Source organism: Chelativorans composti (genome assembly GCF_039541695.1).
GTDB classification, from domain to species: domain Bacteria; phylum Pseudomonadota; class Alphaproteobacteria; order Rhizobiales; family Rhizobiaceae; genus Chelativorans; species Chelativorans composti.
In genome coordinates, this window is sequence record NZ_BAABGS010000075.1 from 38,989 (window position 1) to 56,418 (window position 17,430).

The following is a 17,430-nucleotide window of genomic DNA, read 5'->3' on the forward strand; positions in this document are numbered from 1 at the left end:
TCACGAGCTTCGTATGTATTGGCCTACTTCTTCGCGGCTTCCGCAGCGACCGGTTCGCCCTTGGTGCGGACATCCGCCAGCATTGCGCGCACGGCCACGACCTTCACGCCATTTCCAAGGTCGATCTCGACCTCGCCGTCGCTGATCACCTTGGTCACCTTGCCGACCAGGCCGCCGCCCGTCACAACCGTGTCACCGCGGCGGATGTTGGCGAGCATCTCGGCCCGCTTCTTCATCTGCTGCCGCTGCGGACGGATGATAAGGAAATACATGACGGCGAAAATGAGGATGAACGGCAGGATGCTCATGAAAACATCCGGTGCCCCACCCGTCGCGGCTTGTGCATAGGCTGGCGTTACAAACATCAAGAAACTCCCGAAATGGTCGCCGGGACGCGCGTCCCGTACGTTCTGAAGGTTGCGCGGAATATAAACATTCGGCTCGCCCATGCAACATTGCCGTCCCGCAGGCTGCCTTCAGCGCACAGGCGAAGCTTGCCTCATCCAGATTGCGGGAGTAAACAGGAACCGTACCGTACGGTACTGTTCGCACTGCATGGGGAACATGATGGCTGACACCGCAATCGAAACGCTGAACCGCAAGCTCGACAGTCTCCTTGAGCTCATTGGCCGCATGGTGCCGCAGCCTGCGCCCGCGCCGGACTTCGACGCAGCGGACTGCTTTGTCTGGCAGGCCGACACCGGCACGCTCCAGCCTGTCCCCCATGTGAACCGCGTGGATATCAGCCTGATTACCGGCGTGGACCGCGTTCGCGATATCCTGCTCGACAACACCCGCCGCTTCGCCGAATCCCTGCCGGCCAACAACGTGCTTCTGTGGGGCGCGCGCGGCATGGGCAAGTCGTCACTGGTGAAGGCCGCTCACGCGGAAGTGAACCGTACCCGCGGCGCCGACACCCCTCCCCTCAAGCTGGTGGAGATCCATCGCGAGGATATCGACACCCTTCCGAAGCTGATGGGGCTGCTCAAGACTGCGCCCTATCGCTTCATCCTCTTCTGCGACGACCTCTCTTTCGATCATGACGACACCTCCTACAAGTCCCTGAAGGCGGTGCTGGAAGGTGGCGTTGAGGGCCGTCCGGACAACGTGATCTTCTACGCAACGTCGAACCGCCGCCATCTCCTGCCGCGCGACATGATGGAGAATGAACGTTCCACCGCCATCAATCCTTCCGAGGCGGTGGAGGAGAAGGTCTCCCTGTCGGACCGTTTCGGCCTCTGGCTTGGCTTCCACAAATGCTCCCAGGATGAATACCTGCAGATGGTGGAAGGCTACGTCCGCTATCACGGGCTCAAGATCGATCCGGAGACGCTGCGGGCCGAGGCACTGGAATGGGCCACCACCCGCGGCAGCCGCTCGGGCCGCGTCGCCTGGCAGTTCATCCAGGACCTCGCCGGCAGGCTGGGACAGAAGCTGAAGGCTTGAAGCAGTCACCAAGGCCCGATTTCATGAAACCCCGCTCCGGCGGGGTTTCTTCTTTCAGGGACGCATCACCATCCGTGAATCCTTCGCCTTGATCATCCGCCACAGCAATAGAACCATTGCGAAAGGCTTGCAGTTGGTGATCAGGGAGGGGTAGCTGCCTTACCCACTCAATCTTTTTCACGCCTTTCGCAATTGAGCACTGGGCGCACTGCAAAAGCAAAGGGAGCAGCTTGCGCTGCTCCCCTGCCCGTTGCCTGAGAATGCCGGTCAGTTGAGATAGGTCATCGGATTGACCGGGCTCGTGCCCCTGCGCACCTCGAAGTGCAGCTTCGGGCGGTCGGCGTCGCCTGTCATGCCGGAGAGCGCAATCTCCTGCCCGCGCTTGACCGTGTCACCGCGCTTCACCTTGAGTTGCGAGGCATGACCGTAGACCGTGACGAGACCGTCCTCGTGACGGATGAGCACCGTATTTCCGAAGCCCTTGAGGCCGTCGCCGGCGTAAATCACCGTGCCCGCCTCGGCGGCGCGGATGGAGGTGCCTTCCGGCACGGCGATGTCGATGCCGTCGTTGCTCTTGCCGCCGGAGCTCTTGCCGAACTGGGAGATCACGCGGCCCTGCACCGGCCAGCGCAGCTTGCCGCCGCCGGTCTCCTCCGGCGAGATCGCGGCCATCTGCTGGGTCTCGCCCGACGAGGAGGCGGACTGGGCGCTCGAAGTGGCCTGTCCGGAAGACGGGGATGACGCGGTCGCCGGTGGCGTGTAGGTGGCGACGGTCGCCGGTTTCTGCACCTGCGCAGGTTTCGGCGCCTCAACGGGAGCGGCGACCGTGACGGACTTCTCCTGCTTTGCGGGAGCGGCAGCCGGCGTCGGCGCCGGATTGGCGGCGACCTTGGCGGCCTGCGTGTTGCCGCCGGGGATCACCAGGCGCTGGCCGACCCGGATCGAATCGGGGCTCGAGAGATTGTTTGCCGACTGGATGGCCGCAGCGCTCGCGCCGGTCTTGCGGGCGATTCCGTAGAGCGTGTCACCCGGCTCGACCGTATAGGTGCCGCCCGCCTGGGCTGCCGGACGGTTCGCCGGTGCGGGGGCTGCCGGCGCGAAAACCGGAGGAGGCGTGACGTTGCTTGTGGCGGCCGCGACCTGCTGAGGCGCGACTGGCTGCGGAGCCGTTGCGACGGCGCCGCCAGGGTTCTGCGGAGGCGGCAGCGGCGGCGATGAAATCGGCGAGGAATAGACGGGCGAGACGGGTGCGGCCGCGACAGGCGCTGCAGGTGCCGGCGGAGGAAGCTGGCTGTACTGGGGCGCCGTCTCCACGGTGCCATAGCCGCCACCCACGGGAACCTGCGGACGGATGACCCGCTCGTTGGAATAGGAGTTCGTCGAGCTGGTCGTGAGGCCGTCGGTCAGTCCGTCCATCCCGCGGCTGCAGCCCACGGCCGCGCCACAGAGAACAACGACGGCAACGCCCCGCGCCAACCCAATTTTGAACTGTGCCGAGATACTAGAACGCATGACCAACCCGCACTCGTCCCGCTTGATTACGTTTGATAATGAAAACGCATTAAAGTTACCGTGCGGTTAAGGCATCAGAACTTGCGGTAACGATACGGGTAACGACCTGTGTGGAATCATCCACTTGCCCGTTCACGTGGGCGATTTGGCCGCTGCTGAGCTGAAATGAAAAGAAGGCAGAAGCCTGCGCCACGCCCGCCTACAGGGCCAGCGGCAGACCCTTGGCAAGCGGTTGCATTCGCACCGGCATCAGGTCTGTGCGCTCGAACCGGCTTCCCATCTTGACGAACTTTTGCAGCATCTGTTCGCCGTCTCCCGGCCCCACCGGCGCGACCAAAATACCGCCGCTGGTGAGCAGATCGGCGAAGCGGCGCGGATGCTCCTCGAAGGCCGCCCAGGCGACGATGCGGTCGAAGGGGCCGTCCTCGATCGCGTCAAGACCGTTTGCCTGCCGCATGACGATGTTGTTGATGCCGAGCGCCTCGTGCCGCACCCGCGCGTCCTCGATCAGCCGCTTGTAGCGGTCGATCGACACGACCTTGGAGACGAGCCGGGACATCACGGCCGCCGTGTAGCCGGAACCGCTGCCGATTTCGAGCACCTTGTGGCCGGGGCCGAGTTCCAGCGCATCGAGCACCACACCCTGCAGGTCGCAACCCTCGATCACCTCGCCGCAGTCGATGGGAACCGACCGGTGCGACCAGGTCCAGTTGTGCCATTCCACCGGCACGAAACTGCCGCGGGGAATCGCTTCCATGGCGGCAAAGAGCGGATTGTTGAGGATGCCGCGCGCTCTCATGCGCAGCATGAAGGCGGCAAACCCCTCTCGTTCCCCCACCCGCCCGTTCATGCAAGCGCCTTGGCCAACTTGTCGCGCAACGCATGCGCGGTGAGATCGAGGTGAAGCGGCGTCACCGACACGTAGCCGTCACGGATGGCCGCCTGGTCGCTCCCTTCGCGCAGCTCCGCCTCGGCCCTTCCGAAGCGCAGCCAGTAATAGGGATAGCCGCGGCCGTCCCGGCGTTCGTCGATCCAGAGGCCGTGCGTGAGCCGCCCCTGCGAGGTGACCTTCACGCCCTTGACCTCCGCGGCCGGAATCTTCGGGAAATTGACGTTGAGGAACACGCCCTTCGGGATTTCGAGTTCGATCAGCCGCTTGAGCAGGTCCGGCCCCAGCGTCTCGGCCGTGTCCCACGGCACATAGCGCATCTCGTCCACGTAGTCGTAAGCCTGGCTGAGCGCGATGGAACGGATGCCCAGCAGCGCCCCCTCCATGGCTCCGGCGATCGTGCCGGAATAGGTCACATCGTCAGCCATGTTGGCGCCGCTGTTGACGCCCGACAGGATCAGGTCAGGCGGTGTGTCCATGAGCTTGCGCACGCCCATGATCACGCAGTCGGTCGGCGTGCCGCGCAGCGCGAAATGCCGGTCGTTGATCTTGCGCATGCGCAGCGGCTCCGACAGCGAGAGCGAATGGGCGAAGCCCGACTGGTCCGCCTCCGGCGCCACCACCCAGACGTCATCAGACAGGGTCCGGGCGATGCGCTCCAGGACCTGGATACCCTCGGCGTGGATCCCGTCGTCGTTGGTCAGAAGAATTCGCACCGCTCGTCCTTTCGTTCCTGCCTGTTCGCCCCCGCGCAGTCTGATCACCCAGCCGGATGCGCTACGCGCGCTCGATGCGCGTGACGCCTCCCATGTAGGGCTGCAGGACGGACGGCACGCTGATGCTGCCATCCTCGTTCAGGTAGTTCTCCATCACCGCGATCAGCGCGCGGCCGACCGCCACGCCCGAGCCGTTGAGCGTATGGACGAAGCGGGTCTGCTTCTCCCCGGCCATCCGGTAGCGCGTGTTCATGCGGCGGGCCTGGAAATCGCCGCAGACGGAACACGAGGAAATCTCGCGGTAGGTCTTCTGGCCAGGCAGCCAGACCTCGATGTCGTAGGTCTTCTGCGCGCCGAAGCCCATGTCGCCAGTGCACAGCACGATGGTACGGAACGGCAGCTCCAGCTTTTTCAGAACCGTCTCGGCGCATTCCGTCATCCGCTCGTGCTCGGCGATGGATGAGTCCGCGTCCGTGATCGAGACCAGCTCCACCTTGTTGAACTGGTGCTGGCGCAACATGCCTCGCGTGTCGCGTCCGGCCGAACCCGCCTCGGAGCGGAAGCACGGCGTCAGCGCCGTGAAGCGCAGCGGCAGCTTCTCGCCCTCGAGGATTTCACCCGCCACCAGGTTGGTGAGTGGCACTTCCGCGGTGGGAATCAGCCAGCGGTCGTCAGTCGTGCGGAACAGATCCTCGGCGAACTTCGGCAACTGCCCGGTGCCGAACAGCACCTCGTCGCGCACGAGCAGCGGTGGCTGCACTTCAGTGTAGCCATGCTCGCGCGTGTGCAGGTCCAGCATGAACTGGCCGAGGGCGCGCTCGAGCCTTGCGAGCTGCCCGGTGAGCACCGTGAAGCGCGTTCCGGCAAGCTTCGCGGCGCGCTCGAAATCCATGAACCCCAGGCTCTCGCCGATATCGAAATGCTCCTTCGACCACGGATTGAGGGCCGGTTCGCCGAAGCGGCGGATCTCGACGTTGTCCTTCTCGTCCCTACCGACCGGCACGTCCTGGAGCGGCACGTTCGGGATGCTGGCGAGCTGGTTGCGCAGCGACTCGTCGAGCTCCCGCTCCCGCACCTCGCCGTTCTGCACGAAGGTCTTGAGGTCGGCAACCTCCGCCTTCAGCTTTTCGGCCCGCTCCTTGTCGCCGGAAGCCATGGCCTTGCCGATCTCCTTCGACGCCGCGTTGCGGCGCTCCTGCGCCTCCTGCAGCCGGGTCACGTGGGCGCGACGCTCCTCGTCCGTCGAGATCACGCTCTGGACGGTCGCGCGGGCGTCGCTCTCCGACTGTCCCCTGTTCCTGAGTGCCTGCACGAGAGCTTCAGGGTTTTCACGTATCCACTTGATATCGAGCATCGGTCAGCTTCCAGACAATACGGAGTGACACGCCGGGCGGGTTGCGGAGGCCCCCCATCGCTCAGGAGGCTGCGCCATCGGCTCCGGACGAAGCATTGGCGGCGGCCTGCGCTTCTTCCTCTCGCTTGCGCTCCACCATGCGTGCGCACCAGATGCCGATCTCGTAGAGAAGGATCGTGGGAAGTGCAAGACCGATCTGGCTGATCGGATCGGGCGGTGTGAGCACCGCCGCCACGACGAAGGCGACCACGATCATCACCTTGCGCTTGCTGACCAGCGCCTCGGATGAAAGCAGCCCCACGCGCGCCAGCAGCGTGGTGACGACTGGCAGCTGGAACACCAGACCGAAGGAGAGGATCAGCGTCATGATCAGGCCGAGGTATTCTGACACCTTCGGCAGCAGCGAAATCTGCACGTCGGTATCCGGTCCCACCTGCTGCATCGACAGGAAGAACCACATCACCATCGGGGTGAAAAAGAAATAGACAAGCGCTGCGCCGATCAGGAACAGGATCGGGGAAGCGATCAGGAACGGCAGGAAGGCGCGGCGTTCGTTGCGGTAGAGGCCCGGCGCCACGAACTTGTAGATCTGCGTCGCGATCATCGGGAAGGCCAGGACCAGACCGCCGAACATGGCGAGCTTGATCTGGGTGAAGAAGAACTCCTGCGGCGCGGTATAGATCAGGTCGACCTTGTCGGTGGGAAGGCCCGCCCAATCCGTCGCCCACTTGAAGGGAATGACGAGCAGGTTGAAGATCTGCTTGGCGAAATAGAAGCAGACCAGGAACGCGACGAAAAACGCCCCGATGGCCCAGATGAGCCGCTGGCGCAGCTCGATGAGATGCTCGATCAGAGGCGCGGCGGACTTTTCAATCTCTTCTTCTTCGTCTGGGGCCCTCACTGCGTGTCGCTCCCGTTCTTCTTCCTGCTGCGTGAGGCTGCGCTGGGCTTGCTGTCGCTGGCGGCTGCCTTGGCCGCCGTAGTCCTGGCGGTGCCGCTTTTCGCCGATTTCGTGGACTTCGGGCCCACGGCCTTGGTCGCACTGGCGGACGCGGTGCGCTTCGCCGTGCCGGACTTCGCCGGCGCCTTGACCTTCGTCTCAGCGGTAACAGGGGCCGGGCTGGACTCAGGGGCCGCGCCGGATGTCGCGGCAGTCTCCGCCGGCCTGGCTTCGCCGGCCGCGGCCTCGAATGCCTTGAGCGGAGGCGTCGCATCGCCCGATCCCTCGCCTGCGAGAGGTGCGGGCCCCGCCTTCAGCGGCTCCGCCGGCTGGGCAGACGTGGACGCGGAAGGCTCCGGCGACGACATCAGGCGCGTCGTGTCGTCAAGCTCCTTCTTGATGTCGCGACCCACCTGCTGGAGCGGATTGAGATGTTTCTTGATCTCGTTACGCGGATCGAGCTTGCGGACATCATCCACCAGCGTCTTCACGTCGTCGAGTTCGGCCTCGCGCAGCGCATCGTCAAACTGACGGCGGAATTCTCCCGCCATCGTCCGTAGCTTGGCCGTGGTCCTGCCGAAACTGCGGAGCACCTTCGGCAGATCTTTCGGCCCGACGACGACAATCAGAACGATGGCAATGACAAGGATTTCGGACCAGCCGAGATCAAACATCTACAGCTCACCTGAAGAGACGGATTTGAACTCAGCTCTCGCTGGTCTTCTTCACGGTCGTGCGGATCGGCTCGTCAGCCTTGTGCTCGACCGTCTTCGTCTCTTCCTTCTCGGCATCGTCCTCACTCATGCCCTTGCGGAAGTTCTTGATGCCCTTGGCCACGTCGCCCATCAGCTCCGGAATCTTGCCGCGTCCGAAGAGCAGCAGAACAACGACGAGGACGATGAGCCAGTGCCAGATCGAAAAGGAACCCATGACTTGTCTCTACCAGTTTCGGGATGAACCCTGATTATTCGCTTTCGCGTCTCGTTTCAAACATTAGTGCGTCAGGATGATGGTGAACTTATCCTGACGTCCCGCGCATCTGGCTACAATATTGCATATTTCGCAGTTCCCCTGAATTGTTTTCCTCATTTGGGTATAGCAGACCGCGCGGCCCGCACCACTCCTGCCGCGCCAGAATCCTTGTGGAATTTCACCGCGCTGCGCGGATTCGCTGCCAAACTGATTCAATCGTGTGAACCGGGCACTTTCACAATCGCGGGAAACGAATGCGCCCGCCTGTGACAAAGCGCGCGGGGTGACGGATTCGGCGGGCAGCAATGGAGTTTCCACCCCGTCCTACTCGTCCTCTGCCTTCGGAGCGAACAGCCCCAGTTCCTCGAGATCGATATCGGTAAGCGGATCCTCGTCGTCGGCGAGCACGCCGGGATCGGAGAGCGGCGTCGGCACCGAGAAATTCGTAGGCATCCTGGGCGAAAGCAGTCCCGCTCCCTTGAGCTCTTCGAGGCCCGGCAGGTCGCCCAGCTCCTCGAGGCCGAAATGGTCCAGGAATTCGGGCGTCGTGCCATAGGTCACCGGGCGGCCCGGGGTCCGTCGACGCCCGCGCATCCGCACCCATCCCGTCTCGAGCAGGAGGTCGAGCGTGCCCTTCGAGGTTTCGACACCGCGGATCTCCTCGATCTCGGCGCGCGTGACCGGCTGATGATAGGCGATGATGGCTAGCACCTCGAGCGCGGCGCGCGACAGCTTCTTCTGCTGCACGGCGTCCCGGTTGAGCAGGAAGGCCAGATCCGGCGCGGTGCGGAAGGCCCAGCTGTCCTCCACGCGGTTGAGGTTCACGCCGCGACTGGAATAGTCCCGCTTCAGTTCCTCCATGACGGCACGCACGTCCACACCCTGCGGAAGCCGCTCCGCAAGCACTTTCTCCGACACGGGCGTGGCACTGGCGAAGACCAGTGCCTCCGCCATGCGTTTGGCTTCGAGGAATGTGAGCTCGTCCACCCCCGGTCCGGTTTCGGCGCCTTCCCCGCCGGCGGCAATCGAGGTCATGTCGTCGTCAGTCATTGGCTAACCCGGGATTGAACTTGGCGGCCTTCGGTCCGCTTCGCAAATAGATTTCGCCAAACGCTTCCATCTGCCGGATTTCGAGAGCGCCCTCCCGCACCAGCTCCAGCGATGCGGCGAAACTGCTCGCCCGCGCCGTCGCGCGCTCCTCCGGCGTGGTCAGGAAAGCGATCAGGAACCTGTCAAGCGGCGTCCAGTCGTAGGTCGTGCCGACCAGCCGCGTCAGGATCTCGCGCGCCTGCTTGAGCGACCAGACATGCCGCTTGGCGATCTGCACGTTGGTGATCGCGCGGCGCTGCCGCTGCGCGGCATAGGCCGTCAGCAGATCGTAGAGCGTGGCCTGGAACGCGCTCTTCTTCGAGACGATCACAGCCTCCGGCATGCCGCGCGGAAACACATCGCGGCCGAGCCGGTTGCGGTTGACGAGGCGGGCCACGGCATCCCGCATCGCCTCGAGGCGCTTCAGGCGGAACTGCAGGAGGGCCGCCATCTCCTCGCCGCTCGGCTGATCGTCGTTTTGCGGCTTGGGCAAGAGCAGGCGCGATTTCAGGTAGGCGAGCCACGCCGCCATCACCAGATAGTCGGCGGCCAGCTCCAGCCGCGCCTTGCGCACCCGGTTGATGTAGTCGATGTACTGTTCGGCAAGCGCCAGCACCGAGATCCGGGAGAGATCCACCTTCTGCGCGCGCGCAAGATGGAGCAGAAGGTCCAGCGGGCCTTCAAAGCCGTCGACGTCGACCGTCAGCGTGGGTTCGGAAACGCCACGGTCCGCAACCTCCGGCTCCCCCCACAGCTTCTCGAGGGGGGCGGCAGCGTTGTTCCCTGCTCCTCTTGCCAGTTCGGCCACCTCAGCCGTCCTTTTCCATCAACTGACCAGCGCGAAATGCTCCGCAAACTCCGCCCGTGCCGCCGCCTCGTCCGTATCGTCGGCTGTACGCAACGCCAGCAGAGCCGCTCCGGCGCGCTCCCGGGACTTGCCGGCGAGTTCCGGCGTCCGGTTTGCCACGGCGCGCATCTCCTCCATGACGCCATTGCAGTGAAGTACCACATCGCATCCTGCTGCAAGGATTGCGTCGACGCGATCGCCGAAATCCCCAGAAAGTGCGTGCATCGAAATGTCATCGCTCATCAGCAGGCCATCGAATCCGATCTCCCCGCGGATGATGTCCTCCACCACCCGCCGCGAGGTCGTGGCGGGACTGTCGGGGTCAAGTGCGGAATAGACGACATGCGCGGTCATCGCCATCGGCAGGTCGTTGAGCGCGCGGAACGGCAGGAAGTCCTGCCCGCGCAACTCGTCCGCCGAGACATCCACGCGCGGCAGCTCCTTGTGACTGTCGGCAAACGCGCGCCCGTGCCCAGGCACGTGCTTCATGACCGGCAGCACGCCGCCGGCGAGCAGCCCGTCGGCCGCCGCGCGGCCGAGCTTCGCGACCGTCTCCGCATCATGCGCGTAGGCGCGGTCGCCGATAACATCATGGGAGCCCGGAACGGGCACGTCGAGCACCGGCATGCAGTCGGCTGTGATGCCGAGCTTCTGGAGATCGAAGGCATGGAGCCGCGACATGAGCCAGGCCGCTCGCAGGCCCTTCCGCTGATCCATTGCGAAAAGACGGCCGAGCGCCGCCGCCGGCGGATAGTTCGGCGCGAGCGGCGGGCGCAGCCGCTGCACGCGCCCTCCCTCCTGATCGACGAACACCGGAGCCTCCGGACGCCCGACCGCGTCCCGCATGGACGCCACCAGGTCGCGGACCTGCTCGGGCTCGCTGATGTTGCGGGCGAACAGGATGAAGCCCCACGGCCGCTCGTTCCGGAAGAAGGCAAACTCCTCGGCGGAGAGACGGGTGCCCGCGGCCCCCATGATCATGGCTTTTGATTCGCTCATGCCCAAGATTACCCTGTTTGGCGGCGTCCCGCACCGAATGGCCCGGGGGTACCCCGCGGCCTTGCGCCCATGCAAAAGCCGGCGCCCCCCTGGACGCCGGCTTGCTGATGACTGTTCAGCGAACCTACTGCGAGACGAAGCAGGTGCCGCCCTGCGACTTGAGCGCCTCGCAGAGCGCGATCGCCTCGTTCTTCGAGCCGGCCGGAATGCGCACGCGGTAGTAGGTGCCCTTGCCCGGAACCTCGGCCTTCACGATGTTCACGCCCTTGCCCTGCAGCATGGTGCCATAACGCCGCGCAAGGCTCTGGTAGGACTGCTGCGCAGCCTCCAGCGTCGGCTGCGAGGCAATCTGCACCGACCAGCCTGAGGAAGCGGCCGACTGTGCCGGAGCCGCAGGCTGCGCGGCGGCAACCTGCGTGGGCGCAGGCTGGGCAGGCGCCTGCTGCGCGGGGACCGGAGCCGCTGCCGGCGTTGGCGCCTGGGCAGCCGCGACGGACCGCGGAGCGGCAGCCGGTCGGGGCGCGGGGATCGGCGCCGTGCTCGGCATCGCGACATCATTCTGGGACGGCGCGGAATTCTGGGACGGCGCGGACGCGTTGGCCTGACCGCCCAGCGGCGGTACCTCCTGCCCCGCGACGAGACCGCCGTCCTGCGGATTGCGTACCGCCACGTCCACGCGCTCGTTGTTCACGCCGGGGAGATCGTTACCGGCGCCGGCATTCTCGCCTGCACCAGCCGCGGCCGTGCCTGCGTTGCTGGCGGCTGCCGGAGTTTCGACCTCGCGCGGCACCATGGTGCCGTCAGGCCGCACCACGAAGGAGCGGACGCGTCGCGGCGTCAGCGTCGTGAAGGTTTCGGACGATCCGGCAGCGCCTTCCTCCGCGCCGGTCGACGTCAAACGGTCCTCGAACTTGGCAACCTGTTGGTCCGCCCCCGCCTCAGGCGAAGCGGCCCCCTGAGGAATGAACCCGTCGTCCTCGGCGATGATGTCCTCGACATCGTCGTTGGGGCTCGGCAGCTCGATCGGCTCCTCGGCGGAAGTCACCAGCTGCGACTGGTTCGCCGTCTGCGACGTCTCGCCGGCCACCTGACGGTAGACCTGGCTGTCCTGGTTCGGAATGTTCGGGCCACCCGGATTTTCGGGCTTCACCTTGATGGGCGAGTCGTCGGCCCGGATGAGCGCGATCTCGCCGCCGTCGCCGCCACCCAACTTGCCGAGCGCGAAATAACCGCCGGCACCGATGATGGCCACACCGGCCAGCAGCGCGGCGATCCGCACGCCGCGGCGGCCGAAAAGCCCCTGCGACGGCGCGGGCGGCGGCGGCGTGCCCGGCATCGGACGCGGCGCCTCTTCAAACGGAACCGAATTCCACTCGGGTCCGGGGTCGGCCTCGGAGCGCCCATAGGCGTTGCGCGAAGCAGCCGCCGAGGTCACCGCCGCGAGCCCCGCAGCGGCCAGCAGCTCGTCAAACGCGCTGTCGTCCTGATTGTCTTCTTCCTGCGCGGCTTCGGGCTCAGACTTGGCCCAACCTTCGTCCTCCTGCGGCGTCTGTTCAAGCGAGCCGAAGGCGCCCGCCAGCAGCTCCTCGATATCGTCGAGGGGAGCGGCCGGCTTCACATCCTCACGGTACGGCACTTCGGGAAGGTCGAGGGCGTCGGTGACGGCCACCGCCTTCTCCGGGATCTCGACCGTTTCGATTTCCGGGGGCACATCGCCGCCCGCCGGTCCGAAGGCCTGAAATTCATCCATGGCATCGCCGCCGCCGGTCCAGTCATCCGCGGGTCCGTTCTCCGTCCAGGACTGCTCCTGGCCGTAACCTTGAACGTCCTGCGACTGCTCCACGGCGGCATAATCGGAGGCCGCATATGCGTCCGCCGCGACCGCTGCGGACTGCTCAAAACCGGCCTGTTCCTGTCCGCTGTTGCGGACGCTGTCCGGCTCGAAGCTCCAATCCGCTGACGGCTGGGAATCGTCCCAGTTCCACCCTGTTTCCGTGGCAGCGGAAGAATCCTGATCCGGCGTGACGGCCTGTGGCCCATGATCCCATGCGGCTTCTTCGGCTGCGGCAGTCTGACTTTCGACCTCGTCGGCCGCCTCCGCGTCGGCGGGCTCCCCCGGCATGTCGCGCGGATCAAAGGAGAACCCTGCATCGTTCTCCATCCAGTCGGCGTCGAGTCTCAGGGCGTTTGCGAGCTCATCCTCCATCGCCGGCTCGACCGCCGCTGCGTTGTAGTCGTGATCAACCACGTCGTCAGCCCTGGTTCCGCGCAGATCGAGATCGGCGAACGGATCAGGCTCGGCCTGTTGGAATGCATCGTGGGAAGCGGCCTCGGGCGCACCGGTGTCCTGCTCGTCCTGCAGGTCGAGACCGCTGAAAAGCGCTGAGAAATCCGGTTCACCGCCGCTCGCGGTCTCCACATCCGAATGGTCATCGCGGGAGGGAGCGGCAAGGAACTCGTCGGCACGCGCAGCGGATGCCGGAGCTTCGGCCCGCGGCGTGAACAGGGAATCCGAAATGCTTGCGAAAGGATCAACCTCGGCGGCGCTGACCTCACTGTCCGGCTGCGCCTGCTCTTCCGGGTTGAGATCGAACGAAAGGCCGGAGAAGTCCGGCTCGGCGCCGGCCGATGAACCGGCCGGGTAACCTCCCAGGGAAGCGTCGTCATCCCGTGGAGAAAACGAGAGTTCATCCCAGGCCGGAGCTTCCTGCGCCGGCGGGCTGCTGCCGAAATCCAGATCGAAATCGAACGCCGCTTCCGGCTCCCGAGGTGTCGGGGCGGCGCCTTGCTCCGCTTCGGCCCCGCCGAACTGGAAGTCGTCCAGGAACCCGCTCGCCGGATCGCTCTCACCGAAAGCCCCGGCGAGATCGACCTGCTCCTGCGAGCCCTCGTCCTGCCGGGAACCCGCCGAAGCGCCGCTGTCGAAGGAGCCGAAATCAGCGAGCAGCTCCTTCTCCAGGTCCAGTCCCAGGTCTTCCAGGCCCTCATCAACGGCGCGAGGACGGATAACGGCTCCCTGCCCCATGATACGCGTCAGTTCCGCAAACGGATCATCGTCCGGAAGCTCGTTCGTCCTGGCGCTCAGTTGGTTGTCAGCCATGGAATCCACCTTTGACCGGTTACCGGCTTCTTACAGTTGTACTCGCCATTACCAGCGCATTGTGGGCAAAAGGTGACAGTAAATGCTTTGGTATTATCGCATTTCTGCCGGTGCCTCTGCCCCGATCAGCGCAAGACCGGAGGACAGTACATCCAGTACAGCCTGCACCAATCCAAGCCTGGCCGCCGTTAACTCTCGGTCGTTAACCTTAACAAAACGTAACGATTCCGTATCGGTACCTCTGTTCCATTGCGCATGGAACATGCTGGCAAGGTCATAGAGGTAGAAGGCAATTCGGTGAGGCTCCATGGCAAGCGCCGCTCCCTCGAGCATGCGCGGGTATTCCACCAGCTTTCGGATCAGGGCCAATTCTCCTTCATCGACAAGGAGATGCGCGTATTTCTTCAGGTCCTCGCGCGAAAATTCGACGCCGGGGAACTGCTCCCTCGCCTGGCGGAAGACGGAGTGGCAGCGTGCCGAGGCGTACTGCACGTAAAAGACCGGATTGTCCTTCGACTGCTCCGTCACCTTCTGGAAGTCGAAGTCCAGCGGCGCGTCGCTCTTGCGGTAGAGCATCATGAAGCGGACGGGATCGCGGCCCACCTCGTCGATGACGTCGCGCAGCGTGACGAACTCGCCCGCCCGCTTGGACATGCGCACCGGCTCGCCGCCGCGGAAGAGCTTGACCAGCTGGCAGAGCAATACCGTAAGCTTCAGCTTGCCGCCTGAAAGCGCCCGGGCCAGCGCCTCCAGGCGCTTCACGTAACCGCCGTGGTCCGCGCCAAGGATGTAGATCAGGTGCTCGAAGCCCCGCTCGTACTTGTCCTTCATGTAGGCGACGTCGGCGGCGAAATAGGTGAAGCTGCCGTCCGACTTGATGAGCGGGCGGTCGATGTCGTCGCCGACCTCGGTCGAACGGAACAGCGTCTGCTCGCGATCCTCCCAGTCCTCCGGCAGCTGGCCCTTGGGCGGCGGCAGCTTGCCCTTGTAGACATGGCCCTTGAGGGTGAGATCGTTGATAGCCGAGCGGATGGCTCCGCCATTGGCCGCGTGCAGTGACCGCTCCGAGAAGAACACGTCGTGATGGACGTTGAGCGCCGCGAGGTCGTCGCGGATCATCGCCATCATCATCTCGACAGCCTTGTCCTTGACGATGGCGAGCGCCTCGGCCTCCGGCATCTCGAGGAGCTTCGTGCCGTATTCCTTCGCCAGCGCCTCGCCCACGGGCTTGAGATAGTCGCCCGGATAAAGGCCGGCCGGGATCTCGCCGATCTGCTCACCCAGCGCCTCGCGGTAGCGCAGCATGGCCGAGCGGCCGAGCACGTCGATCTGCGCGCCGGCATCGTTGATGTAGTACTCGCGCGTCACATCGTGGCCGGTGAAGGCGAGCAGGTTTGCCAGCGCGTCGCCCACCACGGCGCCGCGGCAATGGCCGACGTGCATCGGGCCCGTCGGGTTCGCGGAGACGTACTCGACGTTGACCTTCTTGCCGCCGCCGAGATTGGAGCGGCCGTAGTCGGTACCCTCGTCGAGGATCTCGTCCAACTGGCGGTGCCAGAACGCCTGGCTCAGGCGCAGGTTGACGAAGCCCGGGCCGGCGACCGTCGCCTCGGCGACGTCAGGATCCCTGCCGAGTTCGGCCGCGAGCTTCTCGGCCAGCGCCCGCGGATTTTCGCCAACGGCCTTCGCCAGCACCATCGCTGCATTGGTGGCGAGGTCGCCGTGGCTGGCGTCCCGCGGCGGCTCGACGGTCACGCGCGTCACGTCGAGGATGCCGCCATCCCTGGGCTGCAGGCCAAGCGTTTCGATGGCCTTTTTCACCCGGGCGGAAAAATCTGCGAAGATGTTCATTGGTGGTTGTCCAGATCTTTGGTTGCCGCAACTGCGGTCTTCTTCAGCCAGCGCCCTAACGCAATTCTGGTGTGCGGTCAAACAGACGCTGATGTTCCTTGAGCGCGTAGGTGTCTGTCATGCCCGCCAGGAAGTCGGCGATGGCAATCGCCCGCACTCCCTCGTCGGCCTCATCGAGCCCCTGACACCAATCGGATGGCATGAGCATGGGATCGGCGAAATAGGCGTCGAACAGGTCGCGCACCACCTGGTCCGCCTTTGCCCGCACTGCCACCACCGACGGATGCCGGTAGAGGTTCTTGTAGAGAAAGCGCTTGAGCTCCCTCTCCTGCTCGGCCATGGCGCCGGAGAAGGTCACGATCGTCTCGCCCGCCGCGCGCACCGCGTCGGGCGACTGCGGCGCCAGCCGGTCAAGCTTCTCGCGGGCGGTGATGATGACGTCCTCGACCATCATGGTGATCTGCCGCCGCACCAGCTCGTGGGTCGTGCGCACCGGATCGAGTCCGGGATAGTGCTGGCGCACGAGCCGCAGGATCCGGCCCGGCAGCGCCACTTCCTCCAGCATCGGCAGCGTGAGCAGCCCGGAACGCAACCCGTCGTCGATGTCATGCGCGTTATAGGCGATGTCGTCGGCGATGGCCGCGCACTGTGCCTCGATGCTGGCGTAGCTCGCAAGTTCGAGATCGTTGATCGAGTTGTAGGCAAGGATGGTCGGGTGCACCGGGCCGCGCAGGCCGTTGCCCTCGGCATCCATCAGCGGACCATTGTGCTTGACGAGCCCTTCCAGGGTCTCCCACGAGAGGTTGAGCCCGTCGAACTCCGCATAGCGATGTTCAAGCCGGGTGACGATGCGCAGCGACTGGGCGTTATGGTCGAAGCCACCCCACGCGGCCATTTTCTCGTCCAGCGCGTCCTCGCCCGTGTGCCCGAACGGCGTGTGACCGAAGTCGTGCACCAGCGCAATGGCCTCCGCGAGATCCTCGTCGCAGCACAATGCCCGCGCGAGCGCCCGGGCGATCTGCGCCACCTCGATCGTATGCGTGAGCCGTTCGCGGTAGTGGTCGCCCTCATGGGCGATGAACACCTGCGTCTTGTGCTTGAGCCTTCGGAACGCGGTCGAATGGATGATCCGGTCGCGGTCGCGCTGGAAGGGCGTCCGTGTCGGACTCGCCGGCTCCGGATGCAGCCGCCCCCGCGACCTCGCCGGGTCGCAGGCGTAGGCCGCGCGCGGCCGGTAGCCGAAACCGATGCTGTCGAGGGAATGGGAAATCGTCATTGTGCCGCTTGTTGACTTGATGCCCGCACGTTCATACCTATGGCACATAAGCGAACGCAAGGTGATCACCAATGGGCGTTGATGCGAAAATCGACATGAAGGGCGTGACGCTAACGGAAGCAGCTGCCGCGCGCATCAAGCAGATTCTGGCCGAGGAGCCGGACAAGATCGCGCTGCGCATTGCCGTGGACGGCGGCGGATGCTCCGGCTTTTCCTACCGCATCGAGCTCACCGACACCCTGAACGACGACGACCGCGTGTTCGAGCGTGACGGGGCGAAGCTCTTCGTGGACGAGATCTCGCTGGTCTACATGGGCGGTTCGGAGGTCGATTTCGTGGACGACCTGATGGGCCAGTCGTTCCGCATCAACAACCCCAACGCTGTCGCCTCCTGCGGTTGCGGCACCAGTTTCTCGATCTGACCATCTCGTGAACTGTT

The 17,430-nt window shown here is 64.9% G+C and carries 16 protein-coding genes; 2 read left to right on the forward strand and 14 right to left on the reverse strand.

Annotation, left to right across the window (positions count from 1 at the left end; genetic code table 11):
- Positions 1 to 23 precede the first annotated feature (23 nt).
- The gene (gene yajC, locus ABD906_RS15400) at positions 24 to 365 is read right to left on the reverse strand and encodes a preprotein translocase subunit YajC (protein WP_165278825.1); all 342 of its coding nucleotides are present in this window, start codon (positions 363 to 365) and stop codon (positions 24 to 26) included.
- 202 nt (positions 366 to 567) lie between these two features.
- Here yajC and ABD906_RS15405 point away from each other — a divergent pair, with 202 nt between their 5' ends.
- The gene (locus ABD906_RS15405) at positions 568 to 1,446 is read left to right on the forward strand and encodes an ATP-binding protein (protein ID WP_345100546.1); all 879 of its coding nucleotides are present in this window, start codon (positions 568 to 570) and stop codon (positions 1,444 to 1,446) included.
- A 267-nt stretch (positions 1,447 to 1,713) separates the two neighbouring features.
- Here ABD906_RS15405 and ABD906_RS15410 read toward each other — a convergent pair whose 3' ends face one another.
- The 13 genes from ABD906_RS15410 to ABD906_RS15470 form a co-directional block, all read right to left on the reverse strand.
- Positions 1,714 to 2,862 (reverse strand): peptidoglycan DD-metalloendopeptidase family protein, encoded by a 1,149-nt coding sequence (locus tag ABD906_RS15410; protein ID WP_345100548.1) that lies wholly within the window; start codon positions 2,860 to 2,862, stop codon positions 1,714 to 1,716.
- 295 nt (positions 2,863 to 3,157) lie between these two features.
- Complete coding sequence (locus tag ABD906_RS15415; protein ID WP_165278687.1) at positions 3,158 to 3,808, reverse strand: protein-L-isoaspartate(D-aspartate) O-methyltransferase; 651 nt, start codon at positions 3,806 to 3,808, stop codon at positions 3,158 to 3,160.
- Positions 3,805 to 4,563, reverse strand: coding sequence for a 5'/3'-nucleotidase SurE (gene surE / locus ABD906_RS15420; RefSeq protein WP_345100550.1), 759 nt, complete (start codon positions 4,561 to 4,563; stop codon positions 3,805 to 3,807). Before surE ends, ABD906_RS15415 begins: the two co-directional genes overlap by 4 nt.
- Positions 4,564 to 4,624: 61 nt before the next feature.
- Positions 4,625 to 5,917: a serine--tRNA ligase gene (serS, locus tag ABD906_RS15425; protein ID WP_165278689.1), complete on the reverse strand. Its 1,293-nt coding sequence runs from the start codon at positions 5,915 to 5,917 to the stop codon at positions 4,625 to 4,627.
- Positions 5,918 to 5,978: 61 nt separating this feature from the next.
- Positions 5,979 to 6,818 (reverse strand): twin-arginine translocase subunit TatC, encoded by an 840-nt coding sequence (tatC, locus tag ABD906_RS15430; RefSeq protein WP_345100552.1) that lies wholly within the window; start codon positions 6,816 to 6,818, stop codon positions 5,979 to 5,981.
- Complete coding sequence (gene tatB / locus ABD906_RS15435) at positions 6,815 to 7,531, reverse strand: Sec-independent protein translocase protein TatB (RefSeq protein WP_345100554.1); 717 nt, start codon at positions 7,529 to 7,531, stop codon at positions 6,815 to 6,817. Before tatB ends, tatC begins: the two co-directional genes overlap by 4 nt.
- A gap of 31 nt (positions 7,532 to 7,562) precedes the next feature.
- A complete protein-coding gene (locus ABD906_RS15440) occupies positions 7,563 to 7,787 on the reverse strand; it encodes a twin-arginine translocase TatA/TatE family subunit (protein WP_165278692.1) in 225 nt (74 codons plus the stop codon).
- Between the two features lie 366 nt (positions 7,788 to 8,153).
- Complete coding sequence (scpB, locus tag ABD906_RS15445; protein WP_345100556.1) at positions 8,154 to 8,879, reverse strand: SMC-Scp complex subunit ScpB; 726 nt, start codon at positions 8,877 to 8,879, stop codon at positions 8,154 to 8,156.
- Positions 8,872 to 9,717, reverse strand: a complete 846-nt coding sequence (locus ABD906_RS15450) for a segregation and condensation protein A (protein WP_378188511.1) — start codon at positions 9,715 to 9,717, stop codon at positions 8,872 to 8,874. The genes scpB and ABD906_RS15450 overlap by 8 nt, the downstream gene beginning before the upstream one ends.
- A gap of 27 nt (positions 9,718 to 9,744) precedes the next feature.
- The gene (gene nagZ / locus ABD906_RS15455; protein ID WP_165278694.1) at positions 9,745 to 10,764 is read right to left on the reverse strand and encodes a beta-N-acetylhexosaminidase; all 1,020 of its coding nucleotides are present in this window, start codon (positions 10,762 to 10,764) and stop codon (positions 9,745 to 9,747) included.
- A 124-nt stretch (positions 10,765 to 10,888) separates the two neighbouring features.
- Positions 10,889 to 13,864: an SPOR domain-containing protein gene (locus tag ABD906_RS15460; RefSeq protein ID WP_165278695.1), complete on the reverse strand. Its 2,976-nt coding sequence runs from the start codon at positions 13,862 to 13,864 to the stop codon at positions 10,889 to 10,891.
- A 93-nt stretch (positions 13,865 to 13,957) separates the two neighbouring features.
- Positions 13,958 to 15,715, reverse strand: a complete 1,758-nt coding sequence (argS, locus tag ABD906_RS15465) for an arginine--tRNA ligase (protein ID WP_345100560.1) — start codon at positions 15,713 to 15,715, stop codon at positions 13,958 to 13,960.
- A 55-nt stretch (positions 15,716 to 15,770) separates the two neighbouring features.
- On the reverse strand, positions 15,771 to 16,991 hold the full coding sequence (locus ABD906_RS15470; RefSeq protein WP_378188506.1) for a deoxyguanosinetriphosphate triphosphohydrolase: 1,221 nt from the start codon (positions 16,989 to 16,991) through the stop codon (positions 15,771 to 15,773).
- A gap of 71 nt (positions 16,992 to 17,062) precedes the next feature.
- Here ABD906_RS15470 and erpA point away from each other — a divergent pair, with 71 nt between their 5' ends.
- Positions 17,063 to 17,413, forward strand: a complete 351-nt coding sequence (gene erpA / locus ABD906_RS15475) for an iron-sulfur cluster insertion protein ErpA (RefSeq protein WP_165278697.1) — start codon at positions 17,063 to 17,065, stop codon at positions 17,411 to 17,413.
- Positions 17,414 to 17,430: the final 17 nt, after the last annotated feature.

What these genes read in the sequence shown, in the direction of transcription:
- ABD906_RS15440 (WP_165278692.1), bottom strand. Translation starts at nt 7,787, where the DNA reads ATGGGTTCCTTTTCGATCTGGCACTGGCTCATCGTCCTCGTCGTTGTT.
- nagZ (WP_165278694.1), bottom strand. Translation starts at nt 10,764, where the DNA reads ATGAGCGAATCAAAAGCCATGATCATGGGGGCCGCGGGCACCCGTCTC.
- serS (WP_165278689.1), bottom strand. Translation starts at nt 5,917, where the DNA reads ATGCTCGATATCAAGTGGATACGTGAAAACCCTGAAGCTCTCGTGCAG.
- ABD906_RS15470 (WP_378188506.1), bottom strand. Translation starts at nt 16,991, where the DNA reads ATGACGATTTCCCATTCCCTCGACAGCATCGGTTTCGGCTACCGGCCG.
- ABD906_RS15410 (WP_345100548.1), bottom strand. Translation starts at nt 2,862, where the DNA reads ATGGACGGACTGACCGACGGCCTCACGACCAGCTCGACGAACTCCTAT.
- ABD906_RS15405 (WP_345100546.1), top strand. Translation starts at nt 568, where the DNA reads ATGGCTGACACCGCAATCGAAACGCTGAACCGCAAGCTCGACAGTCTC.
- ABD906_RS15415 (WP_165278687.1), bottom strand. Translation starts at nt 3,808, where the DNA reads ATGAACGGGCGGGTGGGGGAACGAGAGGGGTTTGCCGCCTTCATGCTG.
- yajC (WP_165278825.1), bottom strand. Translation starts at nt 365, where the DNA reads ATGTTTGTAACGCCAGCCTATGCACAAGCCGCGACGGGTGGGGCACCG.
- scpB (WP_345100556.1), bottom strand. Translation starts at nt 8,879, where the DNA reads ATGACTGACGACGACATGACCTCGATTGCCGCCGGCGGGGAAGGCGCC.
- erpA (WP_165278697.1), top strand. Translation starts at nt 17,063, where the DNA reads ATGGGCGTTGATGCGAAAATCGACATGAAGGGCGTGACGCTAACGGAA.
- ABD906_RS15460 (WP_165278695.1), bottom strand. Translation starts at nt 13,864, where the DNA reads ATGGCTGACAACCAACTGAGCGCCAGGACGAACGAGCTTCCGGACGAT.
- argS (WP_345100560.1), bottom strand. Translation starts at nt 15,715, where the DNA reads ATGAACATCTTCGCAGATTTTTCCGCCCGGGTGAAAAAGGCCATCGAA.
- tatB (WP_345100554.1), bottom strand. Translation starts at nt 7,531, where the DNA reads ATGTTTGATCTCGGCTGGTCCGAAATCCTTGTCATTGCCATCGTTCTG.